This window comes from Nocardiopsis sp. CNR-923 (assembly GCF_001942255.1).
Lineage (GTDB): Bacteria > Actinomycetota > Actinomycetes > Streptosporangiales > Streptosporangiaceae > Nocardiopsis.
The window spans coordinates 1-15,312 of sequence record NZ_MKKC01000067.1; the positions used below are offsets into that span (position 1 = coordinate 1).

General features: G+C 72.0%; 9 protein-coding genes and 4 pseudogenes. 6 read left to right on the forward strand and 7 right to left on the reverse strand.

Going from position 1 to position 15,312, the window contains the following annotated elements; all coding sequences use genetic code 11:
* Positions 1-305: 305 nt before the first annotated feature.
* The 3 genes and pseudogenes from BJF83_RS07515 to BJF83_RS07525 form a co-directional block, all read right to left on the reverse strand.
* Positions 306-2,521 (reverse strand): annotated as a pseudogene (locus tag BJF83_RS07515) (ATP-dependent RecD-like DNA helicase).
* 34 nt (positions 2,522-2,555) lie between these two features.
* A complete protein-coding gene (locus BJF83_RS07520; RefSeq protein WP_075925725.1) occupies positions 2,556-2,957 on the reverse strand; it encodes an MmcQ/YjbR family DNA-binding protein in 402 nt (133 codons plus the stop codon).
* 79 nt (positions 2,958-3,036) lie between these two features.
* Positions 3,037-3,468: a hypothetical protein gene (locus BJF83_RS07525; RefSeq protein WP_075925726.1), complete on the reverse strand. Its 432-nt coding sequence runs from the start codon at positions 3,466-3,468 to the stop codon at positions 3,037-3,039.
* 23 nt (positions 3,469-3,491) lie between these two features.
* On the opposite strand from BJF83_RS07525, the gene BJF83_RS07530 reads away from it, so the two are divergent.
* Both BJF83_RS07530 and BJF83_RS07535 read left to right on the forward strand, forming a co-directional pair.
* On the forward strand, positions 3,492-4,199 hold the full coding sequence (locus tag BJF83_RS07530; RefSeq protein ID WP_075925727.1) for a hypothetical protein: 708 nt from the start codon (positions 3,492-3,494) through the stop codon (positions 4,197-4,199).
* Positions 4,200-4,435: 236 nt separating this feature from the next.
* A pseudogene (locus tag BJF83_RS07535) lies at positions 4,436-5,523 on the forward strand (serine/threonine-protein kinase).
* 25 nt (positions 5,524-5,548) lie between these two features.
* Here BJF83_RS07535 and BJF83_RS07540 read toward each other — a convergent pair.
* A complete protein-coding gene (locus BJF83_RS07540) occupies positions 5,549-6,112 on the reverse strand; it encodes a hypothetical protein (RefSeq protein ID WP_075925728.1) in 564 nt (187 codons plus the stop codon).
* 253 nt (positions 6,113-6,365) lie between these two features.
* Here BJF83_RS07540 and BJF83_RS07545 point away from each other — a divergent pair.
* Positions 6,366-8,499 (forward strand): annotated as a pseudogene (locus BJF83_RS07545) (bifunctional metallophosphatase/5'-nucleotidase).
* Between the two features lie 95 nt (positions 8,500-8,594).
* On the opposite strand, the gene BJF83_RS07550 reads toward BJF83_RS07545, so the two are convergent.
* Both BJF83_RS07550 and BJF83_RS07555 read right to left on the reverse strand, forming a co-directional pair.
* Positions 8,595-8,996, reverse strand: a complete 402-nt coding sequence (locus tag BJF83_RS07550) for a hypothetical protein (protein ID WP_262391385.1) — start codon at positions 8,994-8,996, stop codon at positions 8,595-8,597.
* Positions 8,997-9,234: 238 nt separating this feature from the next.
* Positions 9,235-9,786, reverse strand: a complete 552-nt coding sequence (locus BJF83_RS07555; protein ID WP_143831823.1) for a hypothetical protein — start codon at positions 9,784-9,786, stop codon at positions 9,235-9,237.
* 114 nt (positions 9,787-9,900) lie between these two features.
* On the opposite strand from BJF83_RS07555, the gene BJF83_RS27385 reads away from it, so the two are divergent.
* From BJF83_RS27385 to BJF83_RS07570, 3 genes are all read left to right on the forward strand, one after another.
* A complete protein-coding gene (locus BJF83_RS27385) occupies positions 9,901-10,137 on the forward strand; it encodes a hypothetical protein (RefSeq protein ID WP_075925731.1) in 237 nt (78 codons plus the stop codon).
* Positions 10,138-10,498: 361 nt separating this feature from the next.
* The gene (locus tag BJF83_RS07565; RefSeq protein WP_013154850.1) at positions 10,499-11,167 is read left to right on the forward strand and encodes a response regulator transcription factor; all 669 of its coding nucleotides are present in this window, start codon (positions 10,499-10,501) and stop codon (positions 11,165-11,167) included.
* 56 nt (positions 11,168-11,223) lie between these two features.
* On the forward strand, positions 11,224-12,510 hold the full coding sequence (locus tag BJF83_RS07570) for a HAMP domain-containing sensor histidine kinase (RefSeq protein ID WP_075925732.1): 1,287 nt from the start codon (positions 11,224-11,226) through the stop codon (positions 12,508-12,510).
* Between the two features lie 35 nt (positions 12,511-12,545).
* Here BJF83_RS07570 and BJF83_RS07575 read toward each other — a convergent pair.
* Positions 12,546-14,724, reverse strand: a pseudogene (locus BJF83_RS07575) (glycosyltransferase).
* Between the last annotated feature and the right edge of the window lie 588 nt (positions 14,725-15,312).

The following is a 15,312-nucleotide window of genomic DNA, read 5'->3' on the forward strand; positions in this document are numbered from 1 at the left end:
CGAAACGCAGCCAGTGCCGCATCGAGGGGAAGCCGAGCAGGACCTGGGCGGTGGCCAGGCACAGCAGTTCGGCGTCGGTGAGCTTGGGTGGGCGGCCGACCCTGCGGGGTCCGACGACGTGGTCGTCGCAGAAGGCGTAGAGTGCGGTCAGAAGGGTGTCCAGGTCTCGTGTCACAGCAAGACTCTCGGGCACCCTTCGCCATGTCCGTAACCAGTTCAGACATCGGAATCACTCATCTAGGGCCTGCTCCCGGGACCGGCGCCCCTGGCGGCGCCCGAACACGGGCCGAAGCGAAACGGAGGCCCTAAGCGACACTGCCCAGCCGGTGCGCCAGGGCGGTGTACCGGTGTCCGGAGGAGGCGTTGCGCACGGCTTGGGCGAGGGCACGGCGGGAGCCCACCAGGACCACCAGCTTCTTGGCCCGGGTGATGGCGGTGTAGAGCAGGTTGCGCTGGAGCATCATCACGCGCTGGTGGTGACCGGCACCACCACGCACGGGTACTCGCTGCCCTGGGAGCGGTGCACGGTGATGGCGTAGGCGTGCGCGAGCTCGTCGAGTTCGGCGAAGTCGTAGGCGATCTCCTCGTCCTCGTCGGTGCGCACGGCGACCTCCTGGGCGACGGAGTCGATGCCCGTGACCACGCCGAGCGTGCCGTTGAAGACGCCGTTCGCGCCCTTGTCGTAGTTGTTGCGGATCTGCGTGACCTTGTCGCCGACCCGGAAGACACGCCCGCCGAAGCGGCGTTCGGGCACGTTCTCCCCCTGCGGCGTCACCGCTGCCTGGAGGGCGGTGTTGAGCTGCGCGGCCCCGGCCGGGCCGCCCTTCATCGGGGTGAGCACCTGGACGTCGCGGCGGGGGTCGTAGCCGAACCTGCGGGGGATGCGGCGGGCGACGACGTCGACGGTCAGTTCGGCCGCCTGCTCGGCGTCGTCGCAGGCGAAGAGGAAGAAGTCGGCCATCCCCTCGAACCGCGGCTGTTCGCCGGTGTTGACGCGGTGGGCGTTGGTGACCACCCCGGACTGCTGGGCCTGGCGGAACACGTGGGTCAGTCGGACGCTGGGGATGGGCGAGCCCTCGGAGAGTAGGTCGCGGAGCACCTGTCCGGCGCCGACCGAGGGCAGTTGGTCGACGTCGCCGACCAAGAGCACGTGCGCACCGGGCGGCACCGCCTTGACCAGCTTGTTGGCCAGGACGAGGTCGAGCATGGACGCCTCGTCGACCACGAGCAGGTCGCAGTCGAGGGGGTTGTCGCGGTCGTAGGCGGCGTCACCGCCGGGACGCAGTTCGAGCAGGCGGTGGACGGTGGAGGCGTCCACGCCGGTGAGCTCGGTCAGCCGCTTGGCCGCGCGACCGGTGGGCGCGGCGAGGACGATCTTGGCCCGCTTGGCCTCCGCCAGCGTGACCACGGAGGACACGGTGAACGACTTGCCGCACCCGGGTCCGCCGGTGAGCACGCACACCTTGCGGGTGAGCGCCGTGCGCACGGCCTCGCGCTGGGCGTCGGCGAGGTCGACGTGCGTGCGATCGCGCAACCAGCCCAGGGCCACGTCCCAGTCCACGTCGGCGAAGGCGGAGAGCCGGTCCACGGGGTGCTCCAGGAGGGAACGCAGGCCCGAGGCGAGTCCGATCTCGGCCCGTTGCATCGGCAGGAGGTAGACCGCGCGCACCGGATCGTCCTCGGGGCCGGGTACGGTCTCACGGGCCACGCCCTCCTCGGCGACCAGTTGCTGAAGGCACTCGATCACGAGCCCGGCCTCCACGCCGAGGATCTTCACGGCGGCCGAGATCAGTCGCTCCTCCGGCAGGTAGCAGTGGCCGTCCCCGGTCGACTCGGACAGGGTGAACTGGATGCCCGCCATGACGCGCTGCGGACTGTCGTGCGGGATGCCGACCGCCTGGGCGATCGTGTCCGCGGTCTTGAATCCGATCCCCCACACGTCAGACGCCAGCCGGTAGGGCTCCTTCTGGACGACGTCGATGGAGGCGTCCCCGTACTTCTTGTAGATGCGCACGGCCAGCGAGGTGGTGACCTCCACCCCCTGGAGGAAGACCATGACCTCCTTGATCGCCTTCTGTTCCTCCCAGGCGTCCGCGATGAGCCGCGTGCGCTTGGGTCCGAGGCCGGGGACCTCGATGAGCCGCTCGGGGGCGTCCTCGATGACGTCCAGGGCGTCGGTGCCGAAGTGGCCGACGATGCGCTCGGCCATCTTCGGACCGATCCCCTTGATCAGTCCGGAGCCGAGGTAGCGGCGGATGCCCTGGACGGTGGCGGGCAGGACGGTGGTGTAGTCCTCCACCTGGAACTGGCGGCCGTACTGGGGGTGGGAGCCCCAGCGGCCCCGCATCCGCAGCGCCTCGCCGGGCTGGACGCCCGCGAGCGCGCCCACGACGGTGAGGAGGTCGTGCGGACCGTGTCCGGTGTCGACCTTGGCGACGGTGTACCCGTTGTCCTCGTTGACGTAGGTGAAGCGCTCCAGGACACCCTGGACGACGGCGGGCCGAAAGGTCTTGTCGGACACGGGAGCGTCCCTTCCCGGCGGTCGGACGGTGCGGTCAGGTGTGGCGCGCCTCCCCCGGAGTGGGGGCGTCGTCACCCAGGACGGCGAGCACGCGGTCCCCGTCGGCCCGGCGCAGGCTACGGGCGACGAGTACGTAGGAGTGTCTCAGCATCTCCAGGACTTCGTCGTCGGGGACCGAACCGTCCAGCGGTACCGAGTTCCAGTGCCGCTTGTTCATGTGGTAGCCGGGGGTGATCCCGGGGAACTGGTCGCGCAGTTCCAGGGCCAGCTCCGGGTCGCACTTGAGGTTGACGAACGGCCCCTGCTCGCCCTCCATGAGCAGGGCGAACACCTTCTGTCCTGCGACCTTGTAGACCAGCGGCCCGGGGCCGAAGGGCTCGGACTCCGACGCCTCGGGAAACCACAGGGCGGCGTCGACGAACTGCTCGGGGGTCATGGTCCCTCCTCTCACGTCGAGCGTGCCAGAAGGAACCGACGAACGGGAGGCTCCGCGGCGGACCGGTGGACGGCACGGGTCAGCGGCCCTTCTCCGGGGGCTCCGGCGGCTCCGGGCCGTCGGGCTGGCCGGAACCCAGGAGTTCGTCGGTGAGGGAGGCCACGCGCAGTGCCAGTTCCTGGGCCTGGACCAGGGCGGAGAGGGCCTCGTCCTGCTGTTCGTGGTCGACCCCCGTCTCGACGGCAAGGGCGTCCAGCCGCTCCGCGGCCCGGCGGTCGTACCGCTCCATCTCCGCTGCGCGCACCGTGGCCGCGTAGTCCTCCAGCACCCGGACGCGCGCCTCCACCCGGGCCACGTCCTGGTCGAGGATCCTCCGGGCGCGTGCGGCGGCCCGGCGGCTGTTCTCTCCGGGGGTGGGCGTGCTCGCCATGGTGCGGCGGGTGCGGGTGTGGCCGAGCAGGCGGTCGGCCACGGCCCACTCGACGTCGGCCAGGACCACCCGGTCGCGCACCGCGTCGAGCAGGAGACCTGGTCGTGCAGGGAGGACGCCAGGACCGCGTCGACGGCGGACTGGGTGCGGGCGAGCAGCGCCCGCGCCTGGGTGTCGAGCGCGTCGGGGCCGACGTACCGGTCCCGCCACTGGCGCAGGAGCCGCCGTTCCCAGTCGCGGTCGGCCGTCTCCTGGACCTGCGCGGGCGCGGGGGCCGCGAGTTTCGAGAGGACCTTCCCGAGCACCACGGCTCCCGCCACGCACAACCCGACGAAGACGAGCAGAAGCAGGACCAGCACGCCGCTGACCGCCATCGCGACCAGACCCAGTGCGACGATCGCCGCCGCCCCGACCGGGTAGATCCAGTGGTCGTTGGGGCGACGCGGTGCGGCCGAGGGCCGGGGCGGGCCGGGAGGTCGGGGCGGCGGGGGACGGCGGAGCGCGGCCGCGTTGAGTCGCGCGGCGGTGGTGTCGTCGATCTCGGGGTGGACGGTGAGGCGTGTGGGCTCCTGACCGCCCCAGTCGTCGGCCGCGTCGCCGACCACGGCGCCGGGCGCGTTGTCCAGGAGCTCCCGCACCCCCGCGCCGCGCGGGGTGAGCACCCAGACGCCCAGAGAGCGGTCGCGGACGGCCAACCGCTGTTCGGCCAGGTCCCGGACGGCCTCGCCGGCGGTTCGGCCGCGCAGCCGCAGAACGCCGGGGCGACCGGGCACGGGCGCGCCGCCCGCACGCGCGGGAGGTGGCTGCGGTGATCCGCACGGTCGTGCCGTCGGCGAGGTTGAACTCCATCGTGTCCCTTCCGGCGCGCGGCCCGAGAACGTGCGCGGCTGTCACCGACTTCGACGTCCCAACCGAGTACCAAGTTGCGCCCGAATCCCGCGCGCCCAGGGGTGCGCGACCGTGCGGCGGCCGCGCATGCGTGCCCCGTCCTGGAGCCGTGGCGGGGATAGGATCCGGGCACACGTGTCCCCCAGCGAACGGGAGCACCATGAAGGCGCGCGGCATCCGCAGACTCGCCCCGCTGGAACCCGCCGACCCGCGCGCCGTGGGCGGGCACCGGCTCAGGGGGCGGGTCGGCTCCGGCGGGATGGGCACGGTCTACGCCGCCGACTCCCCCGGCGTGCACGGCTACCTGGCGGTCAAGGTCGTCCACCCCGAACAGGCCGCCGACCCCCGCTTCCGGGAGCGGTTCGCCCACGAGGCGCGGCTGCTGGCCAGGGTGAACAGCCCGTCGGTGGCACGCTTCGTGCGCGCGGACGTGGAGGCCGAACTTCCGTGGATGATCACCGAGTACGTGCCGGGCCCGACCCTGCGCCGCCACGTGGAGCGCTTCGGCCGGTTGCGCCGGGGCATGCTGCTCGGGTTGGCCGTCGGCACGGCCGAGGCCCTGCGCGCCATCCACGACGCCGGGGTGGTGCACCGCGACCTCAAGCCGAGCAACGTCGTGCTCTCGGACCGCGGACCCAAACTGGTGGACTTCGGGATCGCGCACCCGGTGGAGGATCCCGACCCCACCAAGTGGATCAGGCTGCGCCGGATGCGCCGTGCGTACCGCGACCTGCGGCTGCCGTCACCGGAGACGCTCTCCGACGAGCGGTTCGCGCGGCGTCGGGACAAGCTCGGCACCCCGGGGTGGATGAGCCCGGAACAGTACGGACGCCAGCCCACCACCCAGAGGGCGGACGTGTTCCTGTGGGGCGCGACGGTCGCGTTCGCGGCCGTCGGGCACGACCCGTTCGGGCACGCGCACCCCAAGGAGATGGCGCGTCGGGTCATGTTCGAGGAGCCTGACGTGGACCACCTTCCGCCCGGGTTGGAACGGCTGGTGGCGGCGGCGATGGCCAAGGATCCACGCGACCGTCCCGACGCGGGGGAGCTGTTGCGAGCCTGCCTGGCGCTGGAGGAGCCGGAGGGCGGTGCGCGGGCGCCGAGGGCGCCGGGCAGCCGGGGGCGGGGGCGGGGGCGGTGCGAGCGCTGCTCGAACGCCAGTGGACGCAGGTCGCGGTCCGGCATCCGCTGCCGCCGCGCCAGGGGCCGTGGCCGTTCGGACGCGGACCGGGCGGGGGCGCGGACTGAGCGGTACGGGCTGATCGGACGGGTCTCAGAGCAGCCCGTAGTAGGCGCGGCCCTCGCGGGTGAACATGAACGCCACCATGGCGGCCGTGAAGCCCAGCGGCACGAGGGAGAACCACTCCCCGCCGAGCAGGTTCCACAGCAGGAGCAGTCCGGCGGCGGCCTGGAAGAGCACCACGCCCCAGAAGACGCCGACCGTCCGCCGCTGGATCCGGGTCGCCAGAAGGGTGGACAGCAGTCCGTAGGCCCCGGTCACGAGGGCCAGCACCCCCATGAGCGAGCGCATGAGGTCGACGGTGACCACGAGTTCGACGCCCTGTTCGGCGGCGATGTCGACCTGGTCCTGGAGGGCCTCGTTCATCGCCTCCGCCGGAACGCTCAGCCCCATGAGGAACAGTGCGCCCAGGGCCAGACCGCAGGACCCGCCGATGAACATGAGCGTCCTGACCACCGCCACCGCGCGGGGCGTCGGGGCGTCCGGGCGCAGGGCGTCCAGGTGCGGCCCGAAGCCGAACGGCCCCCGCCGCGGTGGGACGCCGCCCGCGCTCCGCTCCCCGTCGAAGTCGTGCGGGTCCTGGGCAGAGGGAGACACGGAGGTCCTCCGAGGAATCGATGTGCGTGTGCGTCCATGCTAGTGGCGCGGTGACCGCGGACGCGGTAGTGCGCCCGCCCGTTTCTCCGGGCTCGTGTCTCCTCCCAGGGCGTGCCCGCCCGGCGTCCCCCAGACGGCGGCGGGGGTTCTTCGCCTCGTCGCCCCCTACTTGCGCTAGCTGGGCATTCATCCTCTAAAGTGATCCTTTCGGTACCCTCATCCCCCGTTCCACGAAACACAGGAGTAACCGAGCATGTCCAATCTCTTGCGCGCGTCCGTCGCGCTGGCACTGGCGGGCGGCCTGGTCGCCGGGTCCGTCTCCGCGGCGGGCGCGGACACCCCCGGGACCCAGAACGCGACCGACTTCACCCTGACGATCCTGCACGGGAACGACCCCGAATCCCACCTGCTGCACTCCTCCGGCCAGCCGGACTTCGGCGGTGCGGCACGGTACACCACCCTCTTCCACCAGCTGCGCGACGCCGAGGACGCCGGTGCCGGCGCGGGCGCGACGAGGCCGCGGAGCGGGGCGTGCTCTCGGTCAACTCGGGCGACCTCTATCTGCCCGGTCCGGAGTTCTCCGCGTCCATGGAGGAGGGCGCGCCCTTCTACGACGCGATCGCCACCGACCACGTGGGCTACGACGCCGTGTCGATGGGCAACCACGAGTTCGACTTCGGCCCGGACGTGTACGCCGACTTCCTCGAAGGGCTCACCGGCGACACCACCGTCGTGGCGGCCAACGTGGACGTGTCCGGTGAACCCCGTCTGGCCGCGCTCGCGGACGCGGGCCGCATCGCGCCCAGCGCCGTGGTCGACGTGGCGGGCGAGCCCGTGGGCGTCGTCGGCGCCCTCTACCCCGCGCTGCACAGCATCAGCAGCCCGCGCGACCTGGTGATCGACGAGGTCGTCGGCCCTGTGCAGGCCGAGGTCGACCGGCTCACCGCCGAGGGCGTCGACAAGATCGTCATGATCTCCCACCTCCAGAACATCGGCTTCGAGGAGAGCGTCGGCCGGCAGCTGACCGGTGTCGACGCGATCGTCTCCGGCGGCGGCCACGAGGTCATGGCCAACCCCGACGACGCGCTGGTCCCCGGTGACGAGGTGACCGCGCACCCCGCCACCGGAGAGCCCCTGTCCTACCCGCTGTGGGTGAGCGACGCCCAGGGCGCCGACCTGCCGATCGTCACCACCGGCGGCGACTACGAGTACGTCGGCCGCCTGGTGGTCAACTTCGACTCCGAAGGCGGCGTGTCCTCGGTCTCGGACCGCTCCGGAACCGTCCGGGTCTCGGGCGTCGGCGACGACGCCGTCGCACCGCACGCCGAGGTCCTGAGCCAGGTGACCGAGCCGGTCTCCGACCACGTCGCGCCCTCGACGAGACCGTGGTCGCGGAGAGCGAGGTCGCTCTGGACGGCACACGGGACCCGGGGGTGCGCACCCAGGAGACCAACCTGGGCGGACTGATGGCGGACGCGCTGCTGGACACCGGTCGCCGCAACGCGGCCGAGTACGGGGTTCCCGAACCGCAGATCGGCATCCAGAACGGCGGCGGCATCCGCAACTCGTCGGTGATCCCGCCGGGACCGCTGACCGCCCTCGACACCTACGGGATCGCGCCGTTCGCCAACCAGGTCGTGGTCGTGCCGGACGTCCCGCGCGCGCAGGTCAAGGAACTCCTCGAACACGGCGTGCACGCCGCACCGGCGGCCAACGGCGGGTTCATGCAGGTGGGCGGGGTGAACTTCGCCTACGACCCGGAGCGGACCGCCCAGGAGGTCGATGCGGACGGCCGGGTGGTCACGCCGGGCCAACGGGTCCGCGAGGTGATCCTGCACGACGGGACCGTGGTCGTCGAGGACGGAGAGGTGGTCGAGGGCGACCCGATCACGATCGCCACCATCGACTTCTCCGCGCGCGGCGGCGACATGTACCCGTTCCGCGGAGCGGACTTCACCGTGGTGGGCGCGACCTACCAGGGAGCCCTGGAACGGTACCTGAGCGGGACCCTGGAGGGCCGGGTGACCGCCGAGCGGTACCCGGAGGGCGGTTCGGGCCGGATCGTGGTCGGGGAGGAGGCCACCGACCCGGGCGGGGCGCCGAACGGGACGCTGGAACTCGCCCGCACACCGGTCCGTGAGCGCACGACGGCGGTCTTCCGCTACACGACCGACGCCCCGGGCCGCGGCAACCACGTGGCCGTGTTCGCGCAGGACGGTGTCCCCGGTGCGGACGAACCGCTGGTCGAGCGGCGGGTCCGCCGCGAGCGGGGGCGCGTCCCGGTCAGCACGCGCGGTCTGGGGACGGGCACGTTCACGGCCTACCTGCTCGACTGTGACGGCGACGTCCTGGCCGGTCCGCTGACCTTCGAGATCCGCAGGCGCTGACACGGACGCGCCGTCCGCCCCGCTTGCCCCGCGGAGTCGGACGGCGCCGTCGCAGCCTGCCGGGGCGGACCCGCCGTCGGGCCCGTCCCGGCCGCTCAGCACAGCGGCAGGCCCTCGATCGGCTTCCAGGGCTCGGACACCTCGAAGGCGGTCGCGCTGACGAAGACGTCCTTGTTACCGGTGTCGTCGTCGGTGAGCACCCACCACATCGTGCGGTTGCCCTGGTCGTCGGTGTGTGGTTGGCCCTCGGACTGGCAGAAGACGTAGTGCCTTCCGGGCCACAGCCAGCCACCGGTGCCGTAGCGGGTGTCCGCGGACCAGTAGGTGCTGGCCTCGCGCCAGGTCGTGAAGTACTGCCGCGGGGAGAAGGACTCCGCCGCCGTGGACCGGCCGCCAAGCGCGGCGCTCTCCGCCAGGGCGGTCGGCGCCGCCAGGGCCAGGGGCGTCGCGAGCCCCAGGGCCGCGGCCGTCACTCTCAGGATTCGTCTGTTGGCCATCGCCGCTCCTCGCCCCGCCCCGGAACGCGGGACGGGGATGTTGCCGGTGTCGGCGCTCCGGTCGGGCTGTCGGCCGTGGGCGGCGGCCGGGGCTGGCACCGGGATGGATGAACTCAGTGGAACGGCCACAGGGCACGCAAGCCCGGCGGACCGCACCAACGAGACTATTGTTACCCAGAGTGATCGACGTCGCGCGTAACGACACGTGAGGCGCCCCGGACGGGAGGGCGCCGCAGGCTCAGCCGCAGCCGGTGATCTCCTCGGCGGTGGAGACGATGTCGTCGCGCTGGCCCTGGTCCGTGCCGTTGGCCTCGAACCAGATGAGCACGAAGTGGCAGGCGCTCTGCACGTCCACGGCCTCGGACTCCTCGTCCGCGGCCAGACCGAGGGCCACGATCGAGGCGACGCCGACGTTCTCGAACGCGATCATGCGCACGAGGTTGGTGTCCATCGCCGAGGTGCACTGGAAGGGCGCCTCCTCACCGTCCTCGGGAACACAGACGTCGTCGGTGGTGTCGAGGCGACCAGCGATGTCGAAGTCGTCCGAGAGCTCGTCGACGAGTTCCTCGGAGGTGAGCGGGGCCTCGGTCTCGTAGGTCGGCTCCTCCGCGGGTGCTGACGTCGGCTCGGAGGGGTCCGCGGAGGGGGTCGGGGACGGACCCCCGGTCGGCTCCTGCGTGGGATCGTCGGACGGCTGGGGGGAGGCGTCCTCGGCGAACCCGTTCACCACGGTCTGGCCGAGGACGATGCCACCGCCGAGGAAGGACGCGCCCGCCAGGACGGCGATCACGGTCAGAACGGCCAGGAGCCCGGTCCCGTACGGCCGGGACGCGGAGGGGGCGGTGTGGGACCGGCGGGCCCCTGGGGCGGCTGCCCTCCCCACTCGCCCTGAGATCTGCGGGGAGTGGGCGTCCAGGAATGCCTGGGCCTTCTGATGCTGCTGTGCCCCCTGGGGGCGGTAGGGCTGCTGAGGTTGTTGGTGGCCCTGCTGGGGTTGTTGGTGGCCCTGCTGGGCTTGCTGGTAGCCGTGTGCCTCCGGTTGGCCCTGCGACTGCTGGTGGCCCTGGCCCTGTTGACCGTGCGGGCCCTGGGGCAGCGGACCGAAACCGCCTCCGGGGTCGGAGGTGTGGTGATTCACTGAGGGGCTCCTCGATGTCTGGGGACGGGGGTCGGTCGCACTCGGACGGGGGCTGGCGGCGGAGCGCGGTCCCGACTCCGTGTCGATGCCCCGCCCGAGCCATCCCCATGGTCCGTCGCGTGGTGCAGTGTCCCACTTCCTCACGGTGAGGCGGAGCGGGGTCGTCTCGAAGTGCCGAGAGGTCGGGCATGCACACGTTCGAGCGGACAAGCATCCCAGTTTCGCCAAGAAAAAGCAAAGAAAACATAGAATATGCCTGCTTGGAACATATGCCCGGTATGGGAATAGCGTATTTTCGGCCAACCTTGGGCTATCCGGCGCGCATAATAGGGAAATGCGCGACCTCGGACCTACGATCGTGATCATGACCTGCGTTTTGCTGGCCGAAGACGATGTCTCGATCTCCGAGCCCCTCGCGCGTGCGCTCCGCCGCGAAGGCTACACGGTGGACGTGACCGTCAACGGCGTTGAGACACTCGACCGTGCCCGTGCGGGAGACATCGACCTCATGGTCCTGGACCTCGGGCTGCCCGAAATGGACGGCCTTGAGGTGGCACGTCGGCTGCGCGCCGAGGGTCACGGCACGCCGATCCTCATCCTCACGGCCCGCGCCGACGAGGTCGACACCGTGGTCGGCCTCGACGCGGGGGCGGACGACTACGTCACCAAGCCGTTCCGCCTCGCCGAACTGCTCGCCCGCGTCCGCGCGCTCCTGCGGCGCGGAGGGGCGGAGGTTCCGGTCGTGCACGGCGTACGCATCGACAACGACTCACGCCGCGCCTGGCTCGGCGAGCGCGAACTGCAACTCACCACCAAGGAGTTCGACCTCCTGCGCGTCCTGGTGCGCGACGCGGGCAAGGTCGTCACGCGTGAGCAGATCATGCGCGAGGTCTGGGACACCAACTGGTGGGGCTCCACCAAGACCCTGGACATGCACATCTCCTGGCTGCGTCGCAAACTCGGCGACGACGCCAACCAGCCGTCGTACATCACCACCGTTCGCGGCGTGGGCTTCCGCTTCGAACGGGACTGACCCGGCCCCGGCCGCCCCCCGGGGATCGGCCGCCCGGGCCGCACGGATGAGGTGACATGCGTAGGCGGATGGTTTTCTCCACCCTCGTGGTGACCGTCATCGCCGTCATGCTGCTCGGCCTGCCTCTGGGCGCGCTCACGTACAAGCTGGTGCACGACGAGGCCGACCGCCAGCTCCACAGCGAGGCGGAGCTCATCGGCGCGGAGAGCGACAACATGCTCGAACTCCAGGGCGAACTCGACCCCGCCGAGTTGGGTGTCGAGCACCCGGACCGCTTCATGCGCATCACTCCCCCCGGGGACGCGCCCTCGGCCACGGCCGGGGACCCAGCGCTCAACCCCGTGGCCCCGGACGCGCCGAGCCTGCTCCGGGCCACGGACACCACCAGCCTCGGCACCGTCGTCGAGGTCTGGGCCAGCGCCGACGAGGTCCAGCGCAGCGTCGTCCGCGCCTGGCTGGGGATCGCCTCCCTCTCCCTGCTGGCCATCGGAGTGGCCGTGGGGTTGTCGATGTTCCAGGCCCGCAGGCTGACACTCCCCCTCGTCGACCTCGCCGCCACCGCCGAGCGCCTGGGTTCGGGGGTCACCACGCCGTGGGGCCATCGTTACGGCATCCCCGAGGCGGACCGCGTGGCGGAGGTGCTCGACCGCAGCGCCGAACGCATCGCCGGACTGATCGCCACCGAACGCCACTTCGCCACCGACGCCTCCCACCAGCTGCGCACCCCGCTCACCGCGCTGACCATGCGACTGGAGGAGATCCTCGCCGAGTCCGCGAACCCCGATGTGGTCCGCGAGGAGGGCGAGGCCGCCCTCGCCCAGACCGAACGCCTCGTGGAGACCGTCGAGAGCCTGCTGGGCCGCGCTCGCAAGAGCCAGAACCCCGAAGTCGAACCGGTGGAGCTCGACCCGGTGCTCAACCACCTCCAGGCCGAGTGGTCACCCGTCTTCCAGCAGGAACAGCGCGACCTGATCGTCACGGGCGACCCCGGGCTGACCGCCATCACCGTGCCGAGCGACCTCGCGCAGATCCTCGCCACCCTCGTCGAGAACGCCTACAAGCACGGCGCGGGCACCGTCACCATCCGCCGCGTCGACGCCGGACAGTCGGTCCGCGTCGAGGTCAGCGACGAGGGGGAGGGCGTCCCCGAGCACCTGTCGGGCCGAATCTTCGACCGCGAGGTCAGCGGTGACGGCGGCACCGGACTCGGGCTGGCCCTGGCCCGGCACATCGCCGAGTCCGAGGGGGCCAGGATCGAACTGGTGCAGACCCGGCCGACCACCTTCGCCCTGTTCCTGCCCGCGGGGGCGGGCGGTCTGACCAAGATGACCGGCCCCGTCTGACCGTGTTCGTTCTGGTCCTCGGCTCCGGCCCGAACCTAGGCGACCGTCGGGGACGCCGCGGCCCGGGGCACCCTCCCGCTGACCACCAGGTCGCTCCACAGGGCGCGCACCCTGGCCAGCCCGTAGACGCCCGTCACCTCGGCCCGGGCCCGCTCGGCCTCCTCGGCGAAGCGGCCCTCGGACACGACCGCGTGGATGGCCTCGGCCATCTCCACCGCGTCCGCGTGGATCCAGTGCGGGTCGTAGATGGTGTCGCGCCCGGCCACGGCAGCAGGGCGGGCACCCCTCCCGAGGCGGCGCACTCGGCGGGCGCCAGGTGGAAGGACTCGTCGTCGCTGGTGGAGAGCATGAAGCCGACCCGCCGCAGCCAGGTGGCCACGTCGGGGCCGAACGGGTCGAACACCACGGCCGGGGCGATCCGCTCGTCGCGCTGGATCCGCCGGTAGACGCGCTCGAAGTAGGCGCGCTCCTCGGGCCGGTTCCAGATCCACCAGTAGTCCCACGGCTGCCTGGTCTTGACCGAGAGCGTGTACCGGGGATCCATCCGCCGCAGTTCGGCGAGCACGTCCAGGCCGCGGTCCAGGCGCTTGCGCGAGGGCGCGATCCCGACCATGCCCAGGGCGTACTGCGCCCCCGCGAGCTTGGGACGGCTCAACTGCTCGTCGTCCACCCAGTTGGGCACGACGACCACCTTGTCGGCGGGCCAGCCGGTGATCTCCCGGGTCAGGTCGGCGTAGTGGGGGCTGACGCACACCACCGCGTCCACCTTGTCGACGTCCAGTCTGCGCGGCCACTCGGCGTAGAGCTCAAAACGGTGCAGGCGCACCACGAGCCGCTGGTCGGGGCGTTTCCACTTGGCGTAGAACAGCGCGTTGGGGCCGCACCACTCGCAGATCACCACGTCCGCCCAGCCGGCGAGTTCCCGTGAGCGGTACTGGTCGTGGGTGCTCAGGCCCTCCCACTGGTCGATGCGCACGTCGAGCCCGGGCAGGGATTCGAGGTAGTCGGCCAGGCGCGTGAAAAACTTGAGGTCGTGCCCGGCCACGACCACCTTGAGCGGACGCTCGGGGTCGGCTCCGTCGGGGGCGGGCGGGAGCGCCTCGGTCAGGCAGGCGCGCAGCCGCTGGGCGGCTCGCTCCAGCGTGTGGTCGGCGGCGGCGCGACGGCACCGCTCGGCCGCGTCCGCGTAGACGGCGCGGTCTCGGTGGGCGCGGGCGACGACGGTGGCGACCGAGTCGATCCCGACGCCCGCGAAGAGCGGATAGTCCTCGCCCAGCATGGCCTCGTGCATGGGGGTGCGGTTGAGGACCACGGGCAGGCCGAGCGCGCCCAGTTCCAGGACCTTGGTGGACATTTCGAGGCTGGCGTCCATGGACGGATCGCGCCAGGACAGCCCGAAGTCGCACTCGGCGGCCTGGCGGAGCGCGTCGGCGCGCGACGTGCCCCCGCGCCAGTCGACGTTCTCGGTGCCCTCCAGACCCTTGCGCATGCGTTTGGCCCAGTCCGGCGGGTCGGAGTGGATCTTGTCGCCGATCATCACCACCTCGGCGTCCACTCCGAGCCGGGCCAGTTCCGCCGGGAGCTCGGTCATCTCCAGGGTGTTCCACCGGGGCGCGAACTTGCCGGTGTAGGCCAGCCGGGCGCGGGCGTGCACCTCCCCCTGGGCGCGCACGTCCGCGGGGACGACCACCACGGGCGGGAACAGGACCGAGCGCCCGCACGCGGCGGGGACCGATGACTCCAGGAAGGCGCGCAACTCCTCGGTCTGGCAGAGGAGGAAGCGGGACGCCAACGCGATCTCGGTCAGCTCCGCCGTGGCGGTGGCGGTGAACTCCGCGACGCGTGCGGGAAGTCGGTGAGGTAGGTCCACAGCCGCCCCGTCAGGGACTCCTCCTGCGCGGCCAGCCCGGCCAGCCGACGGCCCCGCACCACCACCAGGTCGAACCGCCTGCGCCCGTCCTGTCCGGTCATCAGGGCGACGGCCTGCTCGGGGGTGAGCCCGCGCGGTCCGAGCTCGGGAAGGAGCTTGTCCTCGTAGGGCCGCAGCAACCGGACTCCGGGCGCCTCCTTCAGGGGCCCGGTCAGCCGGTCGGTGCGCACGGGCGCCTTGAGCAGGAGGGTGACCTCGCATCCGGCTGCGGCCAGGGCCTGCGCCATCGACTGCGCCCAGATCGCGGAACCGTCGATGATGTTGAGGTCCACGTCCCCGTACAGGAGTGCGCGCGGAGGAGGTGTACTCACGTTCTTCCCTTCGGATGCTTTCGGGTTGCCCGTGCGGGGCGGTCGGCGCGGTCGGGGGTCAACCGACGGCGCCGGTCTGGGCGGCGGTGTGGGAGGAACCGTCGCCGCCGGGTTCGGCTCCGGTGCCGTGGTCCGGGCCCAGCGCCAGGAGTCGGCTGCCGCGCCGGTTCCACTCCCTGGGGCGCCAGCCGCGCCTGAGGAGTTCGGTGCGGGCCAGCTCCGGGGTGATGGCGTTGACGAACTCGTACTGCTGGCCGCCGGTGGTCGGGCGGTCGAAGAAGCCGCGTTCCCCCGAGTTCGCGAGGGGGTCGTCGGGGTGCGTGTCGGCGGCGCGACCGCGTCGGCCCCGGAGCACTCCGCGGCGCAGACCAGGTCGACGAGCCGGTGGGCGCCGAGCGGTCGGGTCCACGGGTGGGCCCAGGGCGCGGTGGCGCGCTCGGCCAGGGCGGCCCACCGTTGGGCGGACCGGCCCCCGTGGGCGTCCCGGTCGTCGCGGGCGGTGTCCCGCGTGAGCTCCTCGGGGGTGTCGGGGGCGCTGAAGCGGACGGTGCGCACGGTGAC

Excerpts from the sequence above, each read along its gene's own strand:
- BJF83_RS07520 (WP_075925725.1), bottom strand. The coding sequence starts at position 2,957 with ATGACCCCCGAGCAGTTCGTCGACGCCGCCCTGTGGTTTCCCGAGGCG.
- BJF83_RS07550 (WP_262391385.1), bottom strand. The coding sequence starts at position 8,996 with ATGGCCAACAGACGAATCCTGAGAGTGACGGCCGCGGCCCTGGGGCTC.
- BJF83_RS07570 (WP_075925732.1), top strand. The coding sequence starts at position 11,224 with ATGCGTAGGCGGATGGTTTTCTCCACCCTCGTGGTGACCGTCATCGCC.
- BJF83_RS07565 (WP_013154850.1), top strand. The coding sequence starts at position 10,499 with ATGACCTGCGTTTTGCTGGCCGAAGACGATGTCTCGATCTCCGAGCCC.